We start from the raw sequence: 24,840 nt of genomic DNA, 5'->3' as shown, positions 1-24,840 counted from the left end.
CTACCAGGGGACGGAACTGCCGGGGGGCGGCGCGCCGTACGGCCGGGTCCGCTGAGCGGTGTCGACCGGATGGCGGCGGGCCAGGACGAACCACGTGGCGAGCGCCATCACCAGCATCGTGCCGAGTCCGAGCGCGCCGAAGCCGAGGTCGCGCAGCACGCCGTCCGCCCGCCGGCCGGGCACGGCGCCGGTCCTGGCCGCCGCGCGGTCCCCGTCGGTGATACCGAAACCGGCTTGTGCGGCATCGCCGTTGTACGCGGGAGCGGCGGTCACCGATCCGTTGACGGCGACGTGCAGTACGGCGTCGACGCCGCCCGCCGTGTACCGCCCGACGTCCGGATGGAGCGCGAGCTGGATGTAGTACCACCCTGCGAAGGGCGAGGCCTTGACGGTTGCGTCGCTGGAGAAACGGTTGGCGTAGGCGACGGGCGCGGTGGAGACGGCGACGGAGGCCGCCTGGCCGCTGTACGTCGCGTCGTTGCCGCCGACGAGGCCTCGGGCGGTGTTGTAGAGGTCCATGCGGACGCCGCTGACCGTGAAGCCACCGGTCGGTGCGCCGCCCGTCCGAGTGGTGGCGGCGTTGGCGAAGTCACCCGTGGCGGTGAGCCGTTGACCCCAGTCGACGAGCACACGGTAGAAGCGGGACTGGCCCGGCATCAGATGATCCTTGTACGCGCCGCTTCCGGCGAGCGCGGGCGCGTCATCGATGCCGCTGCCACCGGTGACGGCAGTGGGAACGCCGCCGGTGGTCACGGGGGGAGTGCCGGACGGTGCGGGCTGCGGTGTGCCGGTGCTCGCACCGGCCTTCAGTCCGGGCTCCGACATGTAGCGGATCTCCAGCGGCCAGGTCTCCGTGCTGCCGCCGGCGTCCTGATTACGCTGCACGGCGAGCAGATAGTCGCCGGCTTGCCGGCACTGGCCGTACTGGCTGACGGTGCGGCTCACATAGCCGCCGATGGGGTACGCGGCGCCGTCGGCGCCGACGTTCGCGTTGTAGGTGTCGCACACCATGTCGTCGGTGGCGAGCAGGCTCAGCTTGAAGCCGTCCATGAACCCGACGGTGCTGCCCGGCCGCGGGACGGCGAAGACGGACAGGTAGGCGGAGGACCGTGCGTCGAGAGGTATCGCGTAGTACTTGGTCGCGCCGCGGGCGAGGCTGTCGCGGTAGGTCGCGCCGGGGCTGAGCGGCGGGGCGTCCGCGCTGCTCGCCGTGCCCTGGACGGGCGTTCCCTGCGGCACCCACGTGCCGTAGCCACCACCCGACGCCGATGCGGCGGCCGTCCCCACGGTCGGCAGCAGCCCGGCCGCCAGCAGCGCGAGGACCGCCAAGGCCTTCGGCAGGACGCCGTACCGGTTCCTTCGCACACTACCCCCCTTCTTTGCTCTCGCGAACGTATTGATTTGCTTGAGCAAATACAAGGTGATCCTCGTCACAGTCCGGCAACAACATCGGGCGACAACGAAGCCCCGGCCGCGCGTCGCGGCCGGGGCCCTGTTGTGACTGTTGACCGGTGTTCTCGGGCTCGTCTCAGGAGCTCGTCAGGAGCTCGCGCCGGAACCTGCCGGAACGGAGTCGGTCGCCTCCGTCCACAGGTCCTGCTCGGCGCGGTCCGCCTGGATCTGGCGGTACACGAGGAGCCCGCCGATGGCGGCCAGTGCGACCAGGAGAAGCTTCTTCACCGCGCGACCTCGTCCTTCTTGCGTTGGGGAGTCCTCCGACGCGCCCGATGATACACACCGGCCGATATCGAACGGTGACCTGTCCCTCCCGGCTCCCGCCCAACTCCCGCATGCCGCAATGCCAAAGGCCCGGACGGAATAAGATCCATCCGGGCCTTTGCGCTGGTGGGGCTAACAGGACTTGAACCTGTGGCCTCTTCCTTATCAGGGAAGCGCTCTAACCGTCTGAGCTATAGCCCCGCGCTGCACCGAAAGATTAGCGCACGTCGGGCCGTGTCCCAAATCCGTTACCCGGCCGCCGGACGCGCGGCTACTCGTCCTCGGCGAGCGTCAGCTCGATACCGCCCGTGAAACCGGCCGACAGGTTGTAGATGAATGCACCCAGCGTCGCGAGGGCCGTGGCCAGAACAACGTCGATCACCGCGATGACCGCCGTGAAGAGCACACAATTCGACAGCGACAGATACGACTGCAGATTGAAGCCGCTCTGGCTTCCGGAGCCGGTGGCGTCGCTGATCGTGGTGCCGACCGTACTGAACACGCCCATCGCGTCGAGCACGAGCCACAGCGCGGCCACCGCCACGACCGTGCAGATCCCGAGGGCGATCGAGACCAGGAAGCTCACCTTCATCACCGACCACGGGTCGGCCTTGGCCACCCGCAGCCGTGCCGACCGCGTCCGCGGCACCATGCGCGCGGCAGCCGCCGCCGGGCGCGGCTTGCGCACCGCCTGCGCGCTCGACACGCCAGGCGACTCCTGCGGCGGCAGATACGCCTGCGGCGGGGTGTGCGGCTGGGGCGGTGCCTGCGGCGGCTGCGAGGGATGTGCGGGTCGCGGCTCGCGCGTCTCGGTCGCGGTGGCGGCACTGCCGCGCTGCTCGTCCCTCGCCTCGTCCCTCGCCTCCGGCAGTGGAGACCGCGCCGGCCCCGGCTGCCCTCCACCGCGCGCCGCGGCGGAGCCATGGTCGCGCTCGGCGCCCGTCACAGGCCTGTTCGCTCCCGCGCCGCCCGCGGCCGCGCCCGTGGCTCCACTCACGGTTTACTCCTCCGGTTCACCGGCTGCGGACGACTCTCCCGCGGCCGCTTCGGCTGGTTCGGGTTGTTCCGGCTGCTCGGCGCCGTCGGCGTCGACCTCCTCGGCCTCACGCCCGGCCTCGGCATTGCGAGCGATGCCGACCACGGCGTCGCGCTTGCCCAGGTTGATCAGCTGGACACCCATGGTGTCACGGCCCGTCTCCCGGACTTCGCTGACCCGTGTACGGATCACCCCGCCGCCGAGCGTGATGGCAAGGATCTCATCGGACTCCTCGACCACCAGCGCCCCCACCAGCGAGCCACGGTCCTCCACGATCTTGGCGGCCTTGATGCCGAGGCCGCCGCGGCCCTGGACCCGGTACTCGTCCACCGGGGTGCGCTTGGCGTACCCGCCGTCGGTGGCGGTGAAGACGAACGTACCGGCACGCACGACATTCATCGAGAGCAGTTCGTCGCCCTCGCGGAAACTCATCCCCTTCACGCCGGAGGTCGCCCTGCCCATCGGCCGCAGCGCTTCATCCGTGGCGGTGAACCGGATGGACTGCGCCTTACGGCTCACCAGCAGCAGATCGTCCTCGGGCGAGACGAGCTCCGCCCCGATCAGCTCGTCCTCGCGGCCGTCCGCCATCTCGCGCAGGTTGATCGCGATGACACCGCCGGAGCGCGGCGAGTCGTAGTCCTTCAGCGGGGTCTTCTTCACCAGGCCCGACTTGGTGGCGAGCACCAGGTACGGCGCCGCCTCGTAGTTGCGGATCGCCATGACCTGCGCGATGTGCTCGTCCGGCTGGAAGGCGAGCAGGTTGGCCACGTGCTGGCCGCGCGCGTCACGGCCGGCGTCCGGCAGCTCGTACGCCTTCGCCCGGTAGACGCGGCCCTTGTTGGTGAAGAACAGCAGCCAGTTGTGGGTCGTGGTGACGAAGAAGTGGTCGACGATGTCGTCCTGCTTCAGCTGCGTCCCGCGCACGCCCTTGCCGCCGCGCTTCTGCGAGCGGTACAGGTCGGTCTTGGTGCGCTTGACGTAGCCGCCACGGGTGATGGTGACGACGATGTCCTCCTCGGCGATCAGGTCCTCCATGGACATGTCGCCGTCGAAGGGCACCAGCTTGCTGCGCCGGTCGTCGCCGAACTTCTCGACGATGGCGTCGAGCTCCTCGCTGATGATCTGGCGCTGCCGCACCGGCGAGGCGAGGATCGCGTTGTACTCGTTGATCTTCGCCTGCAGTTCGTCGTGCTCCGCGACGATCTTCTGCCGCTCCAGGGCGGCCAGACGCCGCAGCTGCATGTCGAGGATCGCGGTCGCCTGGATCTCGTCGATGTCCAGCAGGCCCATCAGGCCCTCGCGCGCGATCTCGACCGTCTCACTGCGCCGGATCAGCGCGATGACCTCGTCGAGCGCGTCCAGCGCCTTGAGCAGGCCGCGCAGGATGTGCGCCCGCTCCTCGGCCTTGCGCAAACGGAACTTGGTGCGGCGGACGATGACCTCGATCTGGTGCGTCACCCAGTGGCGGATGAACGCGTCGAGCGACAGCGTGCGCGGCACACCATCCACCAGCGCCAGCATGTTGGCGCCGAAGTTGGTCTGCAGATCGGTGTGCTTGTACAGGTTGTTGAGGACGACCTTGGCGACGGCGTCCCGCTTGAGCACGATGACCAGACGCTGGCCGGTACGCGAGCTCGTCTCGTCCCGCACGTCGGCGATGCCGCCGATCTTGCCGTCCTTCACCAGGTCGGCGATCTTCTGGGCGAGGTTGTCCGGGTTGGTCTGGTAGGGAAGCTCGGTGACGACCAGGCACTGGCGGTTCTGGATCTCCTCGACCTCGACCACCGCGCGCATGGTGATCGAGCCGCGCCCGGTCCGGTACGCCTCCTCGATGCCGCGCCGGCCGACGACCAGCGCGCCGGTCGGGAAGTCCGGGCCCTTGATGCGCTCCATGAGCGCTTCGAGAAGCTCCTCGCTGGAGGCGTCGGGGTGGTTGAGGAACCACTGAGCGCCGTCCGCGACCTCGCGCAGATTGTGCGGCGGGATGTTGGTGGCCATGCCGACCGCGATGCCTGCCGAGCCGTTGATCAGCAGGTTCGGGAAACGCGACGGCAGGACCGTGGGCTCCTGGTTGCGGCCGTCGTAGTTGTCCTGGAAGTCGACGGTCTCCTCGTCGATGTCCCGGACCATCTCCATCGACAGCGGTGCCATCTTGCACTCGGTGTACCGCATGGCCGCGGCCGGGTCGTTGCCCGGGGAGCCGAAGTTGCCGTTGGAGTCGACGAGCGGCATGCGCATCGACCAAGGCTGCGCCAGGCGCACCAGCGCGTCGTAGATCGAGGCGTCGCCGTGCGGGTGGTACGTACCCATGACGTCGCCGACGACGCGGGCGCACTTGTAGAAGCCGCGCTCGGGACGGTAGCCGCCGTCGTACATCGCGTACAGCACGCGCCGGTGCACCGGCTTGAGGCCGTCGCGGACATCGGGCAGCGCACGCGAGACGATGACGCTCATCGCGTAGTCGAGGTAGCTGCGCTGCATCTCGGTCTCGAGGCCGACCGGCTCGATGCGCAGGCCCGTGTCGGGGTCGACGGGCGCGGGGATGGCCTGCAGGGCGTCGGGGGCCTCGGGGTTCGGAGGCGTGCTGGGGGTGGTCTCGTCGGCCATTGCCGGTCAAGTTCCTTTCGGGCCGCTGTCTGTTGAGGGCCGACTCAGATGTCGAGGAAGCGGACGTCCTTGGCGTTGCGCTGGATGAACGAGCGCCTGGCCTCGACGTCCTCGCCCATCAGCACGGAGAACAGGTCGTCGGCCTGGGCGGCGTCGTCCAGGCTGACCTGCCCGAGCACCCGGTGGTCGATGTCCATGGTGGTGACCCGCAGCTCCTCGGCGTTCATCTCACCGAGGCCCTTGAAGCGCTGGACCGAGTCGTCCCTGATGCGCTTGCCGTTCTGACGGCCGAGTTCGATCAGCGCATCCCGCTCGCGGTCGGAGTACGCGTACTCGATGTCGCTCTCCCGCCACTTGATCTTGTAGAGCGGCGGACGCGACAGATAGACGTGCCCGGCCTCGACCAGCGGCCGCATGAAGCGGAACAGGAAGGTCAGCAGCAGGGTGTTGATGTGCTGGCCGTCGACGTCGGCGTCCGCCATCAAGATGATCTTGTGGTAGCGGAGCTTGTCGATGTCGAAGTCCTCGTGCACGCCGGTGCCGAAGGCCGAGATGAGCGCCTGGATCTCCGCGTTCTGCAGGATCTTGTCGACGCGCGCCTTCTCGACGTTGAGGATCTTGCCGCGGATCGGAAGGATCGCCTGGTACTCGGGGTTGCGGCCGGACTTCGCCGAGCCGCCGGCGGAGTCACCCTCGACGATGAAGATCTCGCACTTGGCCGGGTCGTTGGACTGGCAGTCGCTGAGCTTGCCGGGCAGCGACGCCGTCTCCAGCAGGCCCTTGCGGCGGGTGAGATCGCGCGCCTTGCGGGCCGCGACACGCGCGGTGGCGGCCTGGATGGCCTTGCGGATGATGTCGGCGGCCTCGTTCGGGTTGCGGTCGAGCCAGTCGGTGAGGTGCTCGTGCACCACCTTCTGGACGAACGTCTTCGCCTCGGTGTTGCCCAGCTTGGTCTTGGTCTGTCCCTCGAACTGCGGCTCGCCCAGCTTCACCGAGATGATCGCGGTGAGACCCTCGCGGATGTCCTCGCCGGCGAGGTTGTCGTCCTTCTCGCGCAGCAGCTTCTTCTCGCGCGCGTAGCGGTTGACCAGGCCGGTCAGCGCGGCGCGGAAGCCCTCCTCGTGGGTGCCGCCCTCGTGCGTGTGGATGGTGTTCGCGAACGAGTAGACGCCCTCGGTGTACTGGCTGTTCCACTGCATCGCGATCTCGACCGAGAGCATGCGCTCCTTGTCCTCGGCCTCGATGTCGATCACGGTGGGGTGGATCGCCTCGCCCTTGCGCGAGTTGAGGTACTTCACGAAGTCGACGATGCCGCCCTCGTAGTGGTAGCGGACCGAGAGCGCGTTACCCTCCTGGTCCACATGGTCGGGGCGCTCGTCGGTGAGCGAGATGGTCAGCCCCTTGTTGAGGAACGCCATCTCCTGGAAGCGCCGCGAGAGCGTCTCGAAGGAATACTCGGTGGTCTCGAAGATGTCCGGGTCGGCCCAGAATGTCACCGTCGTCCCGGTCTCGTCCGTCGCCTCGTTCTTCGCCAGCGGCGCGGTCGGGACGCCCAGCTTGTAGTCCTGCGTCCAGCGGTAGCCGTCGCGCTTGACCTCGACGGCGACCTTGCTCGACAGCGCGTTGACGACGGAGACGCCGACGCCGTGCAGACCGCCGGAGACGGCGTACCCGCCGCCGCCGAACTTGCCGCCCGCGTGCAGCACCGTCAGCACGACCTCGACGGCCGGCTTGCCCTCTGAGGGCACGATGTCCACCGGGATGCCGCGACCGTTGTCGATCACGCGCACGCCCCCGTCGGGCAGGATCGTCACGTCGATCGTGTCCGCATGTCCGGCGAGCGCCTCGTCGACGGAGTTGTCCACCACCTCGTAGACAAGGTGGTGCAGGCCACGCTCACCGGTCGAGCCGATATACATGCCCGGGCGCTTGCGCACCGCGTCGAGGCCCTCGAGGACGGTGATCGCGCTGGCGTCATACGACGGCGTCGCGCCGCCAGGGACGGGTGTGACCCTCTCGGTCGTGGAAGCGGTCTGGATCTCGATCTCGTTGGGGTTGCCGGAATCGGCCACGAAGCGCCCTTTCTGGCACAGCACAAGCCGACTCCGGGCATGCGGGATCGGCAGCGTCGTTCGACATGGTCCGCCGGGTTCCCCTGTACCGGAGGTCGGCGGGTTGCTTCCCAGTCTACCGGTAGCGACGACGTTGATGGGGCTTTGGCGGTGTCTGAGTTCCCATGTGCCGCCCGATGAGGCCTTGGAGCGACTCCCCGTACGCGGACAAGGGCTTCAAGCGGCTCACACGGGCGCTCAGGGCTTCGGTACTACAACGCTCCGTGCCCGTCCCGCGCCCGGCCGCGCCCTCGTGCCGCACCCCCTCAGCCGTAGGTGTCGCCGGGACCCTTGCTGCCGGGGGCACGCAGCCGCCCGTACGTCCGCGGGGCGCCGCCCGGACCCAGCACCTTGATCACCTTGACCGTCCCATGGCCGAGGTCGGCATTGAGCCGGGCCACGAGCGTCGGCGCGAGCAGCCGCACCTGCGTCGCCCACGCCGTGGAGTCGCACTGCACCGTGAGGATCTTCTCCTCCTCGTCGTACCGCTGAGGCACGCAGTGCTTCGCCAGATCCTCGCCCACCAGCTGCGGCCAGCGCCCCATCACCCCGCCCACCGCGGCCGGCGCCTCCCAGCCGCGCTCGGTGATCAGCCGACTGATCGCCGCGCCGAGCGGCAGCGGGTCACGGCCGTCGGCGCGTGCCCCGCTGCGCAGGCCGCCGCGGCGCGCCCGCTTCTTCTCCTGCACCGACGCTCCGCGGGCGCGTGCCTGCTCCTTCGCGGCGCGCAGGGCCACGCGAGCCAGGTCGACGCCGGACGGCTGGGCCTGGGCCTGGGGCCGGGGTTCGGGACGCGGCTCGGGGACGTCGTGGCTCATGTGCGCTCGACCCGTCCCTCGCCCACGGTGCAGCGGGCGCCCGCGAGCACCCCCGGGACGTCGTCGTCCACAGCCGCGGTCACCAGCACCTGCTCACCGGGGGCGACGAGCTCCGCGAGCCGGTCTCGGCGCCGGGCGTCGAGCTCGGCGAAGACGTCGTCCAGGATCAGCACCGGCTCGCCGCCCTCGCCCTCCGCCCGCAGCAGGTCGTACGAGGCGAGGCGCAGCGCGAGCGCAAGCGACCACGACTCGCCGTGACTCGCGTACCCCTTGGCGGGCAGCTCGCCGAGCTTGAGGTGCAGATCGTCCCGGTGCGGTCCCACGAGGGTGACGCCGCGCTCGATCTCCTGCTTGCGGGCGTCGGCTAGCGCGCTCAGCAGCAGCTCGTACCGCTCCTCGCGGTATGCGCTGGAAGCGCCGCGTTCCTGCTCGAGGGAGTCGCCCGCCGAGCCGCGGTAGTCGAGGCAGACCGGGCCGCCGCCGGGTGCCAGTTGTTCGTACGCCTTGTCGGCGAGCGGCTGGAGAGCGGTGACGAGGGCGTGGCGCTGCGTGAGCAGTTCGGCGCCGGCCCGCGCGAGGTGCTGGTCCCAGACGTCGAGCGTCGACAGGTCGGCGGCGCGGCCGCCGTGCCGACGGGCGAGCGCCGCCGACTTCAGCAGAGTGTTGCGCTGCTTGAGCACCCGGTCGTAGTCCTGCCGTACGCCGGCCATGCGCGGGGAGCGCGCGGTGATCAGCTCGTCGAGGAAGCGGCGGCGCTCGGAGGGGTCGCCCTTGACGAGGGCGAGGTCCTCGGGGGCGAAGAGCACGGTGCGCAGGATCCCGAGCACGTCGCGTGGCCGCACCTGTGAGGAGCGGTTGACACGGGCGCGGTTGGCCTTGCCCGGGTTGATCTCGAGCTCGATCAGCTGCTGTCGTTCGCCGTGGGTGACGGCCGCCCGTATCACCGCACGGTCCGCGCCGAGCCGCACCAACGGGGCGTCGGCGGCGACGCGGTGGCTGCCGAGGGTGGCGAGATAACCGACCGCCTCGACCAGGTTGGTCTTGCCCTGCCCGTTGGGGCCGATGAAGGCGGTGACGCCCGGGTCGAGCGGAACCTCGACCCGGGCGTAGGAGCGGAAGTCGGCGAGGGACAGGTGGCTTACGTGCATCGTGCGCTGTGGCGCGGGGCCGCGCCTGCCTCCCTGCCCTGGTCTCTTCCTGCAGTACTGGGTGTCAGTGCCCCGTGTCAGTGCCCCGGCGTGTCCGCCGATTCGACGGCGTGGCCGCCGAACTGGTTGCGCAGCGCGGCGATCATCTTCATCGACGGCGAGTCGTCCTGGCGGGACGAGAAGCGCGCGAAAAGCGACGCGGTGATCGCGGGCAGCGGAACGGCATGGTCGATGGCGGCCTCGACGGTCCACCGGCCCTCGCCGGAGTCCTGCGCGAAGCCGCGCAGCTTGTCGAGGTGCTCGTCCTCGTCGAGGGCGTTGACGGCCAGGTCGAGCAGCCAGGAGCGGATGACCGTGCCCTCACGCCAGGAGCGGAAGACCTCGCGGACGTCGGTGACCGAGTCCACGGCTTCGAGCAGCTCCCAGCCCTCGGCGTAGGCCTGCATCATCGCGTACTCGATGCCGTTGTGGACCATCTTGGCGAAGTGGCCCGCGCCGACCTTGCCCGCGTGGACGGCGCCGAACTCCCCCTCGGGCTTGAGCGCGTCGAAGATCGGCTGGACGCGCGCCACGTTGGCCGGGTCGCCGCCGTACATCAGCGCGTACCCGTTCTCCAGGCCCCAGACGCCACCGGAGACCCCGCAGTCGATGAAGCCGATGCCGTGGGCACCGAGCTCCTTGGCGTGCTTCTCGTCATCGGTCCAGCGCGAGTTGCCGCCGTCGACGACGATGTCGCCGGGCGAGAGCAGGCCGGCCAGCTCGTCGATCGTGGCCTGGGTCGGGCCGCCTGCGGGGACCATCACCCACACGACGCGGGGAGCCTGCAACTTGTCCACAAGCGCCTGGAGGCTGGGGACATCGGCGAGGTCGGGGTTCTGGTCATAGCCGATGACGGTGTGGCCGGCGCGGCGGATGCGCTCGCGCATGTTGCCGCCCATCTTGCCGAGACCGATGAGACCGAGCTCCATCACAGTTCCTTCGTTCGAAGCGTGCCTGACCTAGCTCTGAGCCTACGTCGGCCCTCCGCACCGCCCCACCCGAGGCAGCCTCACCCGATACCTCAGCTCGAGCGCCTCAGCCCGGCCGAGCGCGCCTCAGCCCGAAAGCCGCACCGGCATGATCAGGTACTTGTACGTGTCGTCCGCCTCCGCGTCGATCGCGGGCTTGCCGCTGAGCAGCGCAGGCTTGGTGGAGGTGGTGAACGACAGCTGGGCCACCGGGGAGTCGATCGCGCTCAGGCCGTCGAGCAGGAACGTCGGGTTGAAGGCGATCGAAATGTCCTCGCCTTCCAGCTGGGCGTCGACACGTTCCACAGCCTGTGCATCATCGCTGGACCCGGCCTCCAGGGTGAGAACACCCGATGTGAAGCCGAGCCGGATCGGCGTATTGCGCTCGGCGACCAGCGCGACGCGCTTGACCGCCTCGACGAACGGCGCCGTCTCGATCACCGCGACCGAGGCGAACTCAGTCGGGAAGAGCGTGCGGTACTTCGGCAGGTCGCCCTCGAGAAGACGTGTGGTCGTGCGCCGTCCGGCGCCCTCGAAACCGATCAGGCCCTCTCCGGCGCCCGAGCCGGCCAGCGCCAGCGCGACCGTGTCGCCGCTGGTCAGCGACTTGGCGGTGTCGAGCAGGGTCTTGGCCGGGACGAGCGCGACCGCCGACAGGTCCGGCGTCTCGGGCTTCCACAGGAACTCGCGGACGGCGAACCGGTAGCGGTCGGTCGCGGCGAGCGTGACCGTGTCGCCCTCGATCTCGATCCGCACACCGGTGAGCACCGGCAGGGTGTCATCGCGCCCGGCGGCGACGGCGACCTGGGAGACGGCGGAGGCGAAGACCTCGCCCGGCACCGTGCCGGAGGCGGTGGGCATCTGCGGCAGTGCCGGGTATTCCTCCACAGGCAGGGTGTGGAGTGTGAATCGCGAGCTGCCGCACACGACGGTGACGCGTACGCCGTCGGTGGAGATCTCCACAGGCCTGTTGGGGAGTGCGCGCGAGATGTCGGCGAGCAGGCGGCCCGAGACGAGCACCGTGCCCTCCTCCTCGACCTCCGCCTCCACCGAGACGCGCGCGGAGACCTCGTAGTCGAAGGCGGACAGGCTCAGCTGACCGTCCTCGGCCTTCAGCAGCAGGCCGGCGAGGACGGGCGCCGGCGGGCGGGCCGGGAGACTGCGGGCCGCCCAGGCCACTGCCTCCGCGAGTACGTCGCGTTCCACCCGGAACTTCACCGGAACCGCCTCCTGCTGTTGCTGGCTGTCTGTGCGGGCCGCCTGGCGGCCGTCTGCTTCTCGGTCGTCTGCCGGAGAACAGTCTGACGCACGCCACCGACAACAGGTGCGGGTTGGGTCAAGTCGAGGGGCGAGGTGTCGGGCCGCTCGGCGCTCGGTTGTGCACAGGCCCAGCTTCGATCTTGGTTCCCCGGTATCTCTACGTGGTCGTAGTAATAGGGGGTGTGGATACCGTGGATAACCGGTTCCAGCGCAGGTCAGCCGCGCTTTTTTGTCCACGGGGGCTGTGGGCGGAGCCCGTGGACAACTACGGCCGTCTGTGGACGGCCGGAACTTGTGCACACCCAATGCACAGGAGTCCCCCGGTTCTCCCCAGTCCTGTCCCCAGGAATACCCAGGTTCTCCCCAGCCCAACCAATCCCCTTTGTGTGACGGCTTTCACTCCTTCCGGCGACGGTAGCCGTGAGGTTGCCGAACAGTGGACAGAGGTGTGGACAAGCTGTGCACAACTGCCCGTTGCCTGTGGGTTGGCCGTGGACAACTGCGAGCGGGGCCTGTGGGCGGTCCGGTCGTCCACAGTCTGTGGAGGGCGGTTAGCCACAATTCCACACCCTGCTGAGCTGGGATCATGGTTCTCCACAAGCAGCGCCTGTGGAGGGGGTTGGGACAACTTCGGCGTCCCCAGGGTGTGGACGGCCGGATCGGTCCGATGTTGTGGAGTATCGGTTCCCCGGCGCCGGCGATTCGAACAGCACGAAAAACCCCGGGAGTTGATCCCGGGGCTCGTGCGTCACGCGGAGGCGGACCGTCAGGTCTTGATGCGGTTGGTCAGCTCGGTGACCTGGTTGTAGATGGACCGGCGCTCGGCCATCAGCGCCCGGATCTTGCGGTCCGCGTGCATCACCGTCGTATGGTCCCGGCCGCCGAAGAGCGCGCCGATCTTCGGCAGTGACAGGTCGGTCAGCTCCCGGCACAGATACATGGCGATCTGCCGGGCCGTGACGAGGACACGGCTGCGCGACGAGCCGCACAGGTCGTCGACGGTCAGCCCGAAGTACGCGGCCGTCTCCGCCATGATCGCGTTTCCGCTGATCTCCGGCACGGCGTCCTCACCGCCCGGGATCAGGTCCTTGAGCACGATCTCGGTGAGCTGCAGATCGACCGGCTGCCGGTTGAGGCTCGCGAACGCCGTGACCCGGATCAGCGCGCCCTCCAGCTCGCGGATGTTGCGCGAGATGCGGGAGGCGATGAATTCGAGCACCTCGGGCGGCGCGTTGAGCTGCTCCTGCACCGCCTTCTTCCGCAGGATCGCGATCCGCGTCTCCAGCTCGGGCGGCTGGACGTCGGTGATCAGCCCCCATTCGAAGCGGTTGCGGAGCCGGTCCTCCAGGGTCACCAGCTGCTTGGGCGGCCGGTCCGAGGAGAGCACGATCTGCTTGTTGGCGTTGTGCAGGGTGTTGAAGGTGTGGAAGAACTCCTCCTGCGTGGACTCCTTGCTCGCGAGGAACTGGATGTCGTCGACGAGCAGGATGTCCATGTCCCGGTACCGCTTGCGGAAGGCGTCCTGCTTGCCGTCCCGGATGGAGTTGATGAACTCGTTGGTGAACTCCTCCGAGCTCACGTAGCGCACACGTGTGCCCGGGTACAGGCTGCGCGCGTAGTGCCCGATGGCGTGCAGCAGGTGCGTCTTGCCGAGCCCGGACTCGCCGTAGATGAACAGCGGGTTGTACGCCTTGGCCGGGGCCTCCGCGACAGCGACGGCCGCGGCGTGCGCGAAGCGGTTCGAGGCCCCGATGACGAAGGTGTCGAAGAGGTACTTCGGGTTCAGCCGTGCGGTCGGCTCGCCGGGCCCTGTGGACGGCGCGGGCTGTGCGGCGAGCGGGCCCGGGGCGCCGCTGGGCGCGGGCAGGGAGGGGTGGGCCGGGGCACCGGGGCCCCTCGGGCCGCCCGCGGGTCCCGGACCGGCGGGTCCGTTCGGCGCGAGGCCCTGGCCCGGGCGGTCGTCGTGGCGGGGTGGCTGCTGGTAGGCGGACTGCTGCGGCAGGTAGTCCTGGCGCGCCGGCGGGGGATAGGGATCGCGTTCGCCGTACGAGGTGAGCCTCGGCTGCTGCCAGTCGCCGTGCCCGTCCGCTCCGTGTCCGCGGTCCTGGCCGCTTCCGTTGCCGTGACTGTGGTCGTACGGGTCGGGGGCGACCGGGCGCTGCCAGCCCCCGGAGGTGTCCCGGCCGGAGGGGTAGTCGGGGTAGGCGCGGCGCATGGTCGGGCCGTCGGAGGCAGGGCGCCCGTAGTCGTACGGACCGCGCTGCTCGCCGCGCTCGTCGCCGTCGCGCTCGTCCGCGCGCTGCTGATCCGCGTAGAAGGACGGCTGGACGGGGCCGGGTCCCTGCGCGGGGGCGGGGGCGGGCTGCTGCGGTGCGGCGGGCTCGGCGCCGGCGTCGACGGTGATCGCGATGCGGATCGAGCGGCCGAACTCCCGGCTGAGACCTTCGGTGAGCAGGGGGAGCAGCCGGCCTTCGAGCACGCCCTTGGCGTACTCGTTGGGAACGGCGAGCAGCGCGGTGTCGGCGACGAGCGCGAGTGCCTGGGACGCCTTGAGCCACCGCTGGTCCTTGGCCTCCACCCCCTGGCCCTCGGCGAGGAGCCGTTCGAGCACCCGTGGCCACACTGCGGCAAGATCGGCAGTTACATCAGCCACAGTGCACGCTCTCTCGCTCGGTGGGTGGGCTCGCTCGGGTGGTGGAGAGGGCACCGACGTGTCCCACGAAGGTGTGGTTCTGGAGAACTGCGGGAAAACCGCAGGTTTGAGGTCGGGATCGGAAGGTTCCAGAGTCCAGCCACGGTAGTAAGCACCGCATACGTGGTTCAAGTCGTTGTCCACAGGGTGTGTACAAATGTGTCATGCCTCGGGGGCGGTGCACTCCGCCGGGGTGGTCGGCGCGTCGGCGGCGGTATCGGTTTGACCGGATGGCGTAGCCGCGCGTACCGTAACCAGGTCGAGTTGTCGATGGCTGCTGCCGCCTGCCTTCGAGGGCGCAGATCACCCGGTCTGCCCGGCGTGATCGAAGAGCGGTACACCTGAGGCGTATCGCGAGAGCCTCGTGGGCGCACGGTGACAGCCAAGCGACGCCCCACGCACGTCTCCACCGAGACACCAAGCATTCCTGGAGCCCCCGAGTGAGCAAGCGCACCTTCCAGCCGAACAACCGCCGCCGCGCCAAGACGCACGGTTTCCGGCTGCGTATGCGCAGCCGTGCCGGCCGTGCCATTCTCGCGGCGCGCCGCGGCAAGGGCCGCGCCCGCCTCTCCGCCTGATCGCACGGGTCATGCAGTGCTGCCTGCCGAGAACCGGATGAGGCGGCGCCAGGACTTCGCGGCCGCGGTACGACGAGGGCGCAGGGCTGGACGCCCGCTTCTGGTCGTACATCTGCGGGACAGGGTGTCCGTCCCGCCGGAGGCAGAAGGACACACCACGGACCCGCACGCTACTCGGGGGAGTGCTCCCCCGCCGCGTGCGGGTTTCGTCGTGAGCAAGGCCGTGGGCGGTGCTGTCCAGCGGAATCTGGTCAAGCGGCGGCTGCGGCACCTGGTGCGGGATCGGCTGTCACTGCTGCCCGAAGGTAGCCTGGTGGTCGTGCGAGCACTGCCCGGCGCGGCGGACGCGGACCACACTCAGCTGGCCCGCGACCTCGACGCCGCGTTGAAGCGGCTCCTGGGAGGTGGCGCGCGATGAAATACCCGCTGATGTGGCTGATCAAGCTGTACCAGTGGACCATCAGCCCGCTGCTCGGACCCGTATGCAAGTACTACCCCTCGTGTTCCCACTACGGGTATCAGGCGATCGCCCTGCACGGGGCGGTCAAGGGCACGGCCCTCACCGCCTGGCGCATTCTGCGGTGCAACCCGTGGTCTCCCGGCGGGGTCGACTACCCACCACCGCGCAAGCGGCCGCGGTGGCACGAGCTGCTGCGCGCCGCGTGGCGTAACCGCCAAGGCGGGCACTCCGCCGACGAGGCCAGCATGGCCGCCGACTCCCAGCCCCATGCCCAAGGAGCCTGATCTGTGTCAACGATCCTCAGTCCCCTCTATACCGCTGTTTCCTGGATCATTGTCCAGTTCCACTCGCTCTTCAGCCTGATCTTCGATCCGAACAGCGGCTGGGCGTGGGGTCTGTCCATCGTCTCGCTGGTGGTCCTGATCCGGATCTGCCTGATCCCGCTCTTCGTGAAGCAGATCAAGGCGACGCGGAACATGCAGGTGCTCCAGCCGAAGATGAAGGCGATCCAGGAGCGCTACAAGAACGACAAGCAGCGTCAGTCCGAAGAGATGATGAAGCTGTACAAGGAGTCGGGTACCAACCCGCTCTCCAGCTGCTTGCCGATCATCGCGCAGTCGCCGTTCTTCATGTCGCTGTACGGCGTTCTCCACAACATCGCCAGTGGTCACACGGTCGGTGTGATTGACAGCAAGCTGCTGGACAGCGCGCGGCACGCGCACATCTTCGGCGCTCCGTTGTCGGTGAAGTTCACCGACAGTGCGAGCAAGATCATGGGCCTGGGCGCCTCGGCCACCGATGTGCGGGTGGTCACGATCGTCATGATCGTGCTGATGTCGGCGTCGCAGTTCTACACGCAGCGCCAGCTGATGACGAAGAACGTCGACATGACGGTGAAGACGCCGTTCATGCAGCAGCAGAAGATGCTGATGTACGTCTTCCCGGTCATGTTCGCCGTCTTCGGCATCAACTTCCCCGTCGGTGTCCTCGTCTACTGGCTGACCACCAACGTGTGGACCATGGGCCAGCAGATGTTCGTCATCCGCCGCAATCCCACTCCCGGCAGCCTCGCCTACAAGCAGCGCCAGGAGCGCCTGCGGGCCCAGGGCAAGCTGGTCGAGGAGTCGGCGGCGAAGGGCAAGGCGGCCGAGGGAGCCCAGCCGGTCAAGCGGCAGCAGCCGAAGCGTCAGACCAAGGCCCAGCGGCAGTCGAGCGGCGGGCAGGCGGCAGCGAAGACCGAGGTGAAGGCGGAGTCGTCGCAGCAGCCGCCGGAGCCCCAGGACGCCAAGCCGTCCTCGGGATCCGCGTCGGGATCCGGGCGGCCGGCCGGTTCCGGTCAGGCCAGGAGCGGCCAGCGCAAGGGCCAGGAGCGGTCCAAGCACCCGTCGAAGAAGTAGCGGAAAACAGCGAAGCAGCGGTCGTGGCGCCGAGCGGGCGCAGCGCACATGAATAGGAGTCCATCCGTGACGGAAGGCAACACCCCCGTCGTCGAGGGCGAGGATGCCCTGACCCGCCTCGAGCAGGAAGGGGAGATCGCCGCCGACTACCTCGAGGGTCTGCTGGACATTGCAGACCTCGACGGTGACATCGACATGGATGTCGAGGGCGATCGCGCCGCCGTCTCGATCGTGGGCGAGGGGACAGGCCGTGACCTGCAGAAGCTCGTCGGCCGGGACGGCGAGGTGCTCGAAGCGCTGCAGGAGCTGACGCGTCTTGCCGTCCACCGCGAGACCGGCGACCGCAGCCGTCTGATGCTGGACGTCGCGGGGTTCCGGGCGCGCAAGCGCGAGGAGCTGACGGAGCTGGGCACCAAGGCCGCGGAGGAGGCGAAGGGGACCGGTCAGCCGGTGAAGCTGCGCCCCATGACGCCGTTCGAGCGGAAGGTCGTGCATGACGCCGTGGCGGCGGCCGGGCTGCGCAGCGAGTCCGAGGGCGAGGAGCCGCAGCGCCGGGTGGTCGTCCTTCCCGCCTGACGCCGCCGCGTGCGGGGATGTGCCGGGAAGTGGTTGGAACTGACGGAAGCCCGACTGAAGGGACGGTCCCGTGACGGAAGCGGCTGAGCTTCCTCCCGCGCCCGAGCAGGCGCATGCGATCTTCGGTGATCGCCTCGCCGACGCGGTTCGGTACGCGGAGCTGCTGGCCGATGCGGGGGTGCGCCGGGGGCTGATCGGCCCCCGGGAGGTGCCGCGGCTGTGGGAGCGGCACCTGCTCAACTGCGCCGTCCTGTCCGACGTGGTGCCGGACGGGGTCTCCGTCTGCGATGTGGGCTCCGGCGCCGGTCTACCGGGCATCCCGCTCGCGTTGGCCAGGCCTGATCTGCGGATCACGCTGCTGGAGCCGTTGCTGCGCCGTACGACCTTCCTCGAGGAGGTGGTCGCATTGCTGGGGCTGGACAACGTGACTGTGGTGCGCGGCCGCGCCGAGGAGATGATCGGGCACCTCCCGCCCGTCGATGTGGTAACTGCGCGCGCCGTGGCGCCGCTGGACCGGCTCGCGGGGTGGGGGCTTCCTCTGCTGCGGCCGCATGGCGAGATGCTGGCGCTCAAGGGCGACACCGCTGAGGACGAACTCAAGGCCGCCCGCGCAGCGCTGAGCAAGTTGGGGGCTGTGGACTCATCCGTGGTTCAGGCGGGGGCAGGGCTGGTGGACCCGCCGTCGACGGTGGTCCGGGTGCTGGTGGGTGAGAGTCCCGGCGGAGTGCGGGCCGCTACGCGACGCGCGAAGGCAGCACGTGCCAACCGGCAGATGCAGGGCGGCCGTCGACGTCGTTGAGCTGCAATGGAACGCCTGGGTGTGCTCCATACAAACGGTCAAAACGACATATCTCGGAGTGTCGTTCGCTAACTGGACACGTGCCTGTGCATCGTGTTTCACGTGAAACGTCGCTCTCTGTTGCCAGGAATCCTCAGCCGTGGTCGTGCAGCGGCCGAGGCGCGCGCAAACAAGTCCCTCCATGCGGTGGAAACATCCGCAGATTCATCCACAGGAGAACGGGACTCACTGGTTCACGACCCCGAAAGCATGGCAGGCTCTGTGCATCGCGAGCCTGCAGTCGAGGAGAGTGAATCCTTGCGGTCCGACGCCAATACCGCGGGACCGATGACCGACCCGGTCCCCGGCCCCCGTAGTGAATCGACAGGGAGAGATGTTTCACGTGAAACACTCCCTCCTATGGACGACACCCCGATCGGCCGGGCCGCCCAACTGGCGGTAGAGGCCCTTGGGCGGGCCGGTGAGGGACTCCCCCGCCCCGAGCAGACCAGAGTCATGGTCGTCGCCAACCAGAAGGGCGGCGTGGGGAAGACCACCACAACGGTCAACCTGGCCGCCTCACTTGCCCTCCACGGCGGACGGGTGCTGGTGGTGGACCTCGACCCTCAGGGCAACGCCTCCACCGCGCTCGGCATCGACCATCACTCCGAAGTGCCCTCCATCTACGACGTCCTGGTCGAGGGCAAGCCGCTGTCGGATGTCGTTCAGCCCGTACCGGACGTTGAGGGTCTCTTCTGCGCTCCGGCGACGATCGATCTGGCGGGAGCCGAGATCGAGCTGGTCTCGCTCGTCGCCCGGGAGAGTCGCCTGCAGCGCGCCATCGAGGCGTACGAGCAGCCACTGGACTACATCCTCATCGACTGCCCGCCCTCGCTGGGCCTGTTGACGGTCAATGCCCTCGTTGCCGGCGCCGAGGTGCTCATCCCCATCCAGTGCGAGTACTACGCCCTGGAGGGACTGGGCCAACTGCTGCGCAACGTGGATCTGGTGCGCGGACACCTCAACCCGAAGCTCCACGTCTCGACGATCCTGTTGACCATGTACGACGGACGGACCCGGCTCGCCGCCCAGGTCGCCGAGGAGGTGCGCAGCCACTTCGGCAACGAGGTCCTGCGTACCAGCATCCCGCGGTCGGTACGCATCTCGGAGGCTCCGAGCTACGGGCAGACGGTGCTCACCTACGACCCGGGATCGAGCGGAGCGTTGTCCTACCTGGAGGCTGCGCGCGAGATGGCGCTGCGCGGTCTCGGAGGCGGCCACGAATACCAGGGGCAGGACTCCCACATGCCCCACCAGAACGACGAGTACGGACAGCACAGCATGTCGGAGGGGATCAAGTGAGCGAACGACGCAGGGGCTTGGGCCGGGGGCTCGGAGCCCTGATCCCCGCCGCGCCCACCGGCGAGGCGACACCAGCCGCCGGCACGAAGGCGGGCCAGTCGATCGGCATCGCCGCCACATCGCCGAGTGCGGTCCCCCTGCTCCCCCCGGAGCGTGGGATCGCGGCCGCCAAGGTCGCGGGGTTGGTGGACATCCCCGTTTCACGGGAAACCGATGCGATCCGGCCTGCCGAAACCTCTCATGAGGTCGCGGAGGATGTCGCCGGGGCGCACTTCGCCGAGGTGCCGATCGACTCGATCACCCCCAACCCGCGACAGCCGCGTGAGGTGTTCGATGAGGACGCCCTGGCCGAGCTCGTTACCTCCATCAAGGAAGTCGGCCTCCTCCAGCCGGTCGTGGTCCGGCAGACCGGTCCGTCCTCCTATGAGCTCATCATGGGTGAGCGCCGCTGGCGGGCGTGCCGTGAAGCGGGCCTGGAGCGGATTCCGGCGATCGTCAGGGCGACGGACGACGAGAAGCTGCTCCTCGACGCACTGCTGGAAAACCTGCACCGGGCCCAGCTGAACCCGCTTGAAGAGGCCGCCGCATACGACCAGTTGCTGCAGGACTTCTCCTGCACCCACGAAGAGCTCGCCGACCGCATCGGACGCTCCCGCTCCCAGGTCTCCAACACGCTGCGGCTGCTGCGGCTTTCCGCTCCTGTGCAGAGGCGCGTCGCGGCCGGCGTGCTCTCGGCCGGACATGCGCGTGCCCTGCTCGGGCTCGACGATGTCCAGGAACAGGACCGGCTGGCTCAGCGGATTGTGGCCGAGGGGCTGTCGGTGCGGTCGGTCGAGGAGATTGTGACCTTGATGGCGGCCGAGCAGGGCCCGGCCAAGAAGGTGAAGGGACCACGTGCCGGCAGGCGGGTCTCCCCCGCTCTCACCGATCTTGCCTCGCGGCTTTCCGACCGCCTCGAGACCCGGGTCAAGGTCGACCTGGGGCAGCGCAAGGGAAAGATCGTCGTCGAGTTCGCCTCGATAGAGGATCTGGAGCGGATTCTGGGGACGATCGCCCCAGGCGAAGGCCGCGTGCTCCAGCAGGGGCTCGAAGCGGAGGCAGACGACGCCACCGAATGAGGGTCGGCCAGGGCGGGTTGCGTTCTTAGCGGAATGCGACCCGCCCTTTGCGTGCCCGAGGTGTCGGCAATGTCGCGGTCCGGTTACGATGCGATTGGGGACAGCGCATCCACAGTGAAGGGAAGCCGATGCGATCGGTAAGCCTGGGTGGGGCGGATCACGGGCGGCACACAACAGCCCTGGTCGCTGCAGGACTGGGCCTGGGGGCGGTCGGCGGCTTTGTCGGCAGCCTGCTGAGGGAACGCGGAGCGCTGAGCGCAACCCGTGCGAATCCGCCATCGACGGAGCGAAAAGCCCCGTCGCGAAGGGGCGTTCGGGGGACTGCCTCAGACGACTCGGTCGGCGGGAGGTCCTGAATCCATGGGGCGACGGCTCGTTCCGCTCACGCTGGACAACCTTCCGGACCTGCCGAAGCGCTGCCGGTCCTGCGTCTTCTGGGAGCTCGACCCGGTGAGTGGCGAGGCTGCGATGCAAGCAGGCAAGCCGGAGCTGGAGAAGGAGGCGTGGATCTCGGGCGTGCTCCTGGAATGGGGCTCATGCGGCCGCGTGGCATACGTCGATGACGTCCCCGCGGGCTTCGTGCTGTATGCCCCTCCGGCGTATGTTCCGCGATCGCTGGCCTTCCCCACCAGCCCGGTGTCGCCCGACGCGGTGCAACTGATGACCTCCCGCATCCTCCCTGGCTTCCAGGGGCAGGGGCTCGGCAGAGTGCTCGTGCAGACGGTGGCCAAGGACCTGGTACGACGCGGCTTCAAAGCCATTGAGGCGTTCGGGGACGCACGGTGGGAGGAGCCCGGTTGCATTCTTCCCGCGGACCATCTCACCGCGGTCGGCTTCAAGACGGTGCGGCCGCATCCCCGCTATCCGCGTCTCAGGCTCGACCTGCGCTCCACGATCTCCTGGCGGGAGGACGTCGAGATGGCGATCGACCGGTTGCTCGGCGCCGTCCAGAAGGAGCCGGCACTGCGGCCGCTGTGACGTCCCTAGGTTTCACGTGAAACGTGGGTTTCACGTGAAACACGGCATCCGAGGTCTCAAAGACGACGGTGGGACCGGCCCCCGAGGGCCGGTCCCACCGTCATGTCCGGATGCTCTCAGCCGATGAAGTCGCCGAGGTCGCGCTCCAGAGCCGCCTTCGGCTTGGCGCCGACGATGGTCTTGACGACCTCGCCGCCCTTGTAGACGTTCAGCGTCGGGATGGACATCACGCCGTACTTGGCAGCGGTGGCCGGGTTCTCGTCGATGTTCAGCTTGACGATGTCGATCTTCTCTCCGTGCTCGGCAGCGATGGCTTCGAGCGACGGGGCGATCTGACGGCACGGGCCGCACCATGCAGCCCAGAAGTCGACGAGAACGGGCTTGTCGCTCTTGAGGACGTCCTCCTCGAACGACGCATCGGTCACGTGTTTCACAGCACCGGCCATGGTGGCAGTCTCCTCAGGTTGGGGGTCGGACAGCTCAGGGTGGTGGGTCGGATCCGTCAGACGGCGGTGGCCGTCATCTCCGGCTCGGCGGTCTTCTTGGCGTCGCTCAGAGCAGCGAGGTACCGCTCGGCGTCGAGTGCGGCGGCACAGCCGGTGCCGGCCGCGGTGATCGCCTGACGATAGGTGTGGTCCACGACGTCACCGGCGGCGAAGACACCGGTGAGCTTCGTGCGGGTGCTGGGCGCGTCGACCTTGAGGTATCCCTCGTCGTCGAGGTCCAGCTGGCCCTTGAACAGCTCGGTGCGCGGATCGTGGCCGATCGCGATGAACAGGCCCGTCACCGGGAGCTCTGAGGTCTCGCCGGTGCGCACGTTGCGCAGCGTGAGGCCGGACAGTTTGGACTCACCATGGATCTCGGCGATCTCGCTGTTCCACACGAACGAGATCTTCGGGTCGGCGAACGCGCGGTCCTGCATCGGCTTCGAGGCGCGCAGGGCGTCCCGGCGGTGAACGACGGTGACGGACTTGGCGAAGCGGGAGAGGAAGGTCGCTTCCTCCATCGCCGTGTCGCCACCGCCGACCACGGCGATGTCCTGGTCCTTGAAGAAGAAGCCGTCACACGTCGCACACCAGGAGACACCACGGCCGGAGAGCGCATCCTCGTTGGGGAGGTTGAGCTTACGGTGCTGTGAACCGGTGGCGATGATCACGGCCTTCGCGCGGTGCACGGTCCCGGCGGAATCGGTGACCGTCTTGATCTCCCCGCCGAGGTCGACCTCGACGACATCGTCTGCGACGAGCTCGGCGCCGAAGCGCTCGGCCTGCGCACGCATGTTGTCCATCAGGTCGGGGCCCATGATGCCGTCGCGGAAGCCCGGGAAGTTCTCCACCTCGGTGGTGTTCATCAGCGCGCCGCCCGCCGTAACAGAGCCCTCGAAGACGAGGGGATTGAGGGAGGCACGGGCGGTGTAGAGCGCGGCGGTATAGCCTGCCGGTCCGGACCCGATGATGATCACGTTGCGGACGTCGCTCACGGCTGTCTTCCTCGTCTCTGCCGACTGCTGGGGACCCTACGGGGAGGTCTCGGTCTCACCCCGCCTAACGGATCCTACGACTCGGGCATTCCCTCGGACCTGAGCGCCACCGTCCCCGCGCGCCCGGGGCAGTCCGGGATGGCCGTCACCTGGTGTACGTCGCCCGCGCCATGACGTGACCGGGCGCCGAGGCGGCAGCGGAAGCGCATGAGGCGTCGACGACGAAGGCATCGACGCGAGAGGGGTCGGAAGGGTGCGGCAGGACGAGGAGATAGGCGGCACGCCCGTCGTAGGTACCGCGCGTGGAACCCAGGGGCTGATCGGTGCGGCCCGTGCCGTTCAGGACGCAGGGGGGCACGGAGGAGCTTCCCGTATGGGTGCTGGTGCCGGCGGTGCTCATCGGGGTGTTCTCGGGTCGCACCCCTCCCTTGGGGCCATTGGAGGGGCCGGCCGCGGCGATCAGCTCGTGGACGCGCGTCGCCAGAGCGGTGCCGGAGAACGTTCCCGGAACCGGGGCAGTACCGGTGGCCGAGATGTGCGGGATGCCGTTCGACGAGACGAGGGACTGGACGTAGACCGATCCGACACCCAGTGCGGCGGCAGCACAGACGGTGGCGAGCACGACCCGGGTCCACCGACGGCGTCGCGGGCGTCCGGGTCCGGTCGGAGCGGTGGCATGCCCAGTCGGCCGGGTCGATGTTTCACGTGAAACACGCGCCCCGCCGGTCTCCGCAGCCGGTATTCCGGGGGCGGTGGCGCCGATGAGAGCCTCGGCAGCGAGGGCGGCGTCGATACGACCGGCGACGTCGTCGGGGATCCGCATCGGGCCGGGAAAGGTGCCGAGGAGCCCACGGATCACGTCGAGGGAGTCACGGACATCGGTGCACAGTCCGCAGGAGGCGAGGTGATTGCGCAGGGCCGCGGAGCGGTCCGCAGGGAGGATTCCTTCGGTGAGTGCCGAGATCTCGGCGGCCTCCGGGTGGCCCTCCGTGTACTCGCCCGTGTCGGCCGTGGATGTCACTGCTGACCACCTCCGCCCTTCACGGCGTCCTTCGCCTTCTCCATCGCCGTCTCTGGGACGGATGCCGTCTCGGCTCGGTTCCTTCCCCGGCCCGACCTGGTGCCGTCCCGGTCACCGTGCCGCAGGTGGGTGAGGAGGGGCAGGAGCCGGGCGCGCCCGCGCGCACATCTGCTCTTGACCGTCCCGACCGCTACATCGAGCACCTCGGCGGCCTCGGCGACCGGGTAGCCCTGCATGTCGACGAGGACCAGCGCGGCGCGCTGGTCCGGGGGGAGGGTGGCGAGAGCGGCGATGAGCTCGCGATGGAGCTCGTCGCGCTCCGTGGGGGCCTCGGCGGACTCGTGCGGTTCGAGGAGTACGTCCAGTCGCTCGGCGTCGGAGACGGACGACGTGCGGCGTGACGCAGCTCTGCGGGCGCGGTCCAGGCAGGCGTTGACGGTGATGCGGTGCAGCCAGGTGGTGACGGCGGACTGACCGCGGAAGGTGTGCGCGGAGCGGAAGGCCGAGACGAGGGCGTCCTGAACGGCGTCCGCCGCCTCTTCGCGGTCGCCGAGGGTGCGCACGGCGACGGCCCACAGGCGGTCGCGGTGGCGGCGCACGAGCTCCCCGAACGCATCGGGGTCCCCCCCGATGTGCCGGGAGAGGAGGTCCAGGTCGCTGGCCTCCTCGTGCGCACCGTCGCCCAAGGTCACGC

The 24,840-nt window shown here is 69.0% G+C and carries 23 protein-coding genes and 1 tRNA gene; 9 read left to right on the top strand and 15 right to left on the bottom strand.

Translation table 11 applies throughout. The annotated features are described in order from the left end of the window. From NGB36_RS14790 to dnaA, 11 genes are all read right to left on the bottom strand, one after another. Complete coding sequence (locus NGB36_RS14790) at positions 1 to 1,365, bottom strand: hypothetical protein (RefSeq protein ID WP_255920713.1); 1,365 nt, start codon at positions 1,363 to 1,365, stop codon at positions 1 to 3. A 174-nt stretch (positions 1,366 to 1,539) separates the two neighbouring features. Next, positions 1,540 to 1,680, bottom strand: coding sequence for a DLW-39 family protein (locus tag NGB36_RS14785; protein WP_255920712.1), 141 nt, complete (start codon positions 1,678 to 1,680; stop codon positions 1,540 to 1,542). 163 nt (positions 1,681 to 1,843) lie between these two features. After that, positions 1,844 to 1,920 (bottom strand) — tRNA-Ile (locus NGB36_RS14780). Between the two features lie 70 nt (positions 1,921 to 1,990). Beyond that, positions 1,991 to 2,716, bottom strand: coding sequence for a DUF3566 domain-containing protein (locus tag NGB36_RS14775; RefSeq protein ID WP_255920711.1), 726 nt, complete (start codon positions 2,714 to 2,716; stop codon positions 1,991 to 1,993). Positions 2,717 to 2,719: 3 nt separating this feature from the next. Further along, complete coding sequence (gene gyrA, locus NGB36_RS14770; protein WP_255920710.1) at positions 2,720 to 5,362, bottom strand: DNA gyrase subunit A; 2,643 nt, start codon at positions 5,360 to 5,362, stop codon at positions 2,720 to 2,722. Positions 5,363 to 5,406: 44 nt separating this feature from the next. Continuing rightward, positions 5,407 to 7,458, bottom strand: a complete 2,052-nt coding sequence (gyrB, locus tag NGB36_RS14765; protein WP_308288852.1) for a DNA topoisomerase (ATP-hydrolyzing) subunit B — start codon at positions 7,456 to 7,458, stop codon at positions 5,407 to 5,409. Between the two features lie 281 nt (positions 7,459 to 7,739). Continuing rightward, positions 7,740 to 8,291 (bottom strand): DciA family protein, encoded by a 552-nt coding sequence (locus tag NGB36_RS14760; protein WP_255920709.1) that lies wholly within the window; start codon positions 8,289 to 8,291, stop codon positions 7,740 to 7,742. After that, positions 8,288 to 9,439: a DNA replication/repair protein RecF gene (gene recF, locus NGB36_RS14755; protein ID WP_255920708.1), complete on the bottom strand. Its 1,152-nt coding sequence runs from the start codon at positions 9,437 to 9,439 to the stop codon at positions 8,288 to 8,290. Before recF ends, NGB36_RS14760 begins: the two co-directional genes overlap by 4 nt. Positions 9,440 to 9,516: 77 nt before the next feature. Continuing rightward, the gene (gene gnd / locus NGB36_RS14750; RefSeq protein WP_255920707.1) at positions 9,517 to 10,407 is read right to left on the bottom strand and encodes a phosphogluconate dehydrogenase (NAD(+)-dependent, decarboxylating); all 891 of its coding nucleotides are present in this window, start codon (positions 10,405 to 10,407) and stop codon (positions 9,517 to 9,519) included. 126 nt (positions 10,408 to 10,533) lie between these two features. Then, complete coding sequence (gene dnaN, locus NGB36_RS14745) at positions 10,534 to 11,664, bottom strand: DNA polymerase III subunit beta (RefSeq protein WP_255920706.1); 1,131 nt, start codon at positions 11,662 to 11,664, stop codon at positions 10,534 to 10,536. Between the two features lie 808 nt (positions 11,665 to 12,472). Further along, the gene (gene dnaA, locus NGB36_RS14740; protein ID WP_255920705.1) at positions 12,473 to 14,359 is read right to left on the bottom strand and encodes a chromosomal replication initiator protein DnaA; all 1,887 of its coding nucleotides are present in this window, start codon (positions 14,357 to 14,359) and stop codon (positions 12,473 to 12,475) included. 479 nt (positions 14,360 to 14,838) lie between these two features. Here dnaA and rpmH point away from each other — a divergent pair, with 479 nt between their 5' ends. The 9 genes from rpmH to NGB36_RS14695 all read left to right on the top strand — a co-directional run bounded on the left by rpmH (position 14,839) and on the right by NGB36_RS14695 (position 21,645). Next, the gene (rpmH, locus tag NGB36_RS14735; RefSeq protein WP_255920704.1) at positions 14,839 to 14,976 is read left to right on the top strand and encodes a 50S ribosomal protein L34; all 138 of its coding nucleotides are present in this window, start codon (positions 14,839 to 14,841) and stop codon (positions 14,974 to 14,976) included. 16 nt (positions 14,977 to 14,992) lie between these two features. Next, a complete protein-coding gene (gene rnpA, locus NGB36_RS14730) occupies positions 14,993 to 15,394 on the top strand; it encodes a ribonuclease P protein component (protein ID WP_255920703.1) in 402 nt (133 codons plus the stop codon). Then, complete coding sequence (gene yidD, locus NGB36_RS14725; protein ID WP_255920702.1) at positions 15,391 to 15,720, top strand: membrane protein insertion efficiency factor YidD; 330 nt, start codon at positions 15,391 to 15,393, stop codon at positions 15,718 to 15,720. The genes rnpA and yidD overlap by 4 nt, the downstream gene beginning before the upstream one ends. A 3-nt stretch (positions 15,721 to 15,723) precedes the next feature. Continuing rightward, positions 15,724 to 16,833 (top strand): membrane protein insertase YidC, encoded by a 1,110-nt coding sequence (gene yidC, locus NGB36_RS14720; protein ID WP_255920701.1) that lies wholly within the window; start codon positions 15,724 to 15,726, stop codon positions 16,831 to 16,833. Positions 16,834 to 16,899: 66 nt separating this feature from the next. Beyond that, entirely contained in the window at positions 16,900 to 17,409 is a 510-nt protein-coding gene (locus NGB36_RS14715; RefSeq protein WP_372509441.1) for a Jag family protein, read from the top strand. Between the two features lie 70 nt (positions 17,410 to 17,479). After that, positions 17,480 to 18,208: a 16S rRNA (guanine(527)-N(7))-methyltransferase RsmG gene (gene rsmG / locus NGB36_RS14710; RefSeq protein WP_255920699.1), complete on the top strand. Its 729-nt coding sequence runs from the start codon at positions 17,480 to 17,482 to the stop codon at positions 18,206 to 18,208. Between the two features lie 249 nt (positions 18,209 to 18,457). Next, positions 18,458 to 19,549 (top strand): AAA family ATPase, encoded by a 1,092-nt coding sequence (locus NGB36_RS14705; protein WP_269470154.1) that lies wholly within the window; start codon positions 18,458 to 18,460, stop codon positions 19,547 to 19,549. Next, positions 19,546 to 20,667 carry a ParB/RepB/Spo0J family partition protein gene (locus NGB36_RS14700; protein WP_255920697.1) on the top strand — a complete coding sequence of 374 codons (1,122 nt, stop codon included), beginning with the start codon at positions 19,546 to 19,548 and terminating at the stop codon, positions 20,665 to 20,667. Before NGB36_RS14705 ends, NGB36_RS14700 begins: the two co-directional genes overlap by 4 nt. A 360-nt stretch (positions 20,668 to 21,027) precedes the next feature. Next, positions 21,028 to 21,645 carry a GNAT family N-acetyltransferase gene (locus NGB36_RS14695; protein ID WP_255920696.1) on the top strand — a complete coding sequence of 206 codons (618 nt, stop codon included), beginning with the start codon at positions 21,028 to 21,030 and terminating at the stop codon, positions 21,643 to 21,645. A gap of 116 nt (positions 21,646 to 21,761) precedes the next feature. Here NGB36_RS14695 and trxA read toward each other — a convergent pair whose 3' ends face one another. The 4 genes from trxA to sigM form a co-directional block, all read right to left on the bottom strand. Next, entirely contained in the window at positions 21,762 to 22,091 is a 330-nt protein-coding gene (trxA, locus tag NGB36_RS14690) for a thioredoxin (RefSeq protein WP_255920695.1), read from the bottom strand. A gap of 56 nt (positions 22,092 to 22,147) precedes the next feature. Next, positions 22,148 to 23,125, bottom strand: a complete 978-nt coding sequence (gene trxB, locus NGB36_RS14685) for a thioredoxin-disulfide reductase (RefSeq protein WP_255920694.1) — start codon at positions 23,123 to 23,125, stop codon at positions 22,148 to 22,150. Between the two features lie 145 nt (positions 23,126 to 23,270). Further along, positions 23,271 to 24,146, bottom strand: a complete 876-nt coding sequence (locus NGB36_RS14680; RefSeq protein ID WP_255920693.1) for an RsmA family anti-sigma factor — start codon at positions 24,144 to 24,146, stop codon at positions 23,271 to 23,273. After that, on the bottom strand, positions 24,143 to 24,838 hold the full coding sequence (sigM, locus tag NGB36_RS14675) for an RNA polymerase sigma factor SigM (RefSeq protein WP_372509440.1): 696 nt from the start codon (positions 24,836 to 24,838) through the stop codon (positions 24,143 to 24,145). The genes NGB36_RS14680 and sigM overlap by 4 nt, the downstream gene beginning before the upstream one ends. Positions 24,839 to 24,840: the final 2 nt, after the last annotated feature.

The organism is Streptomyces humicola (assembly GCF_024436035.1).
GTDB classification, from domain to species: Bacteria; Actinomycetota; Actinomycetes; order Streptomycetales; family Streptomycetaceae; genus Streptantibioticus_B; species Streptantibioticus_B humicola.
This window is presented reverse-complemented; position numbering and strand designations above follow the sequence as displayed.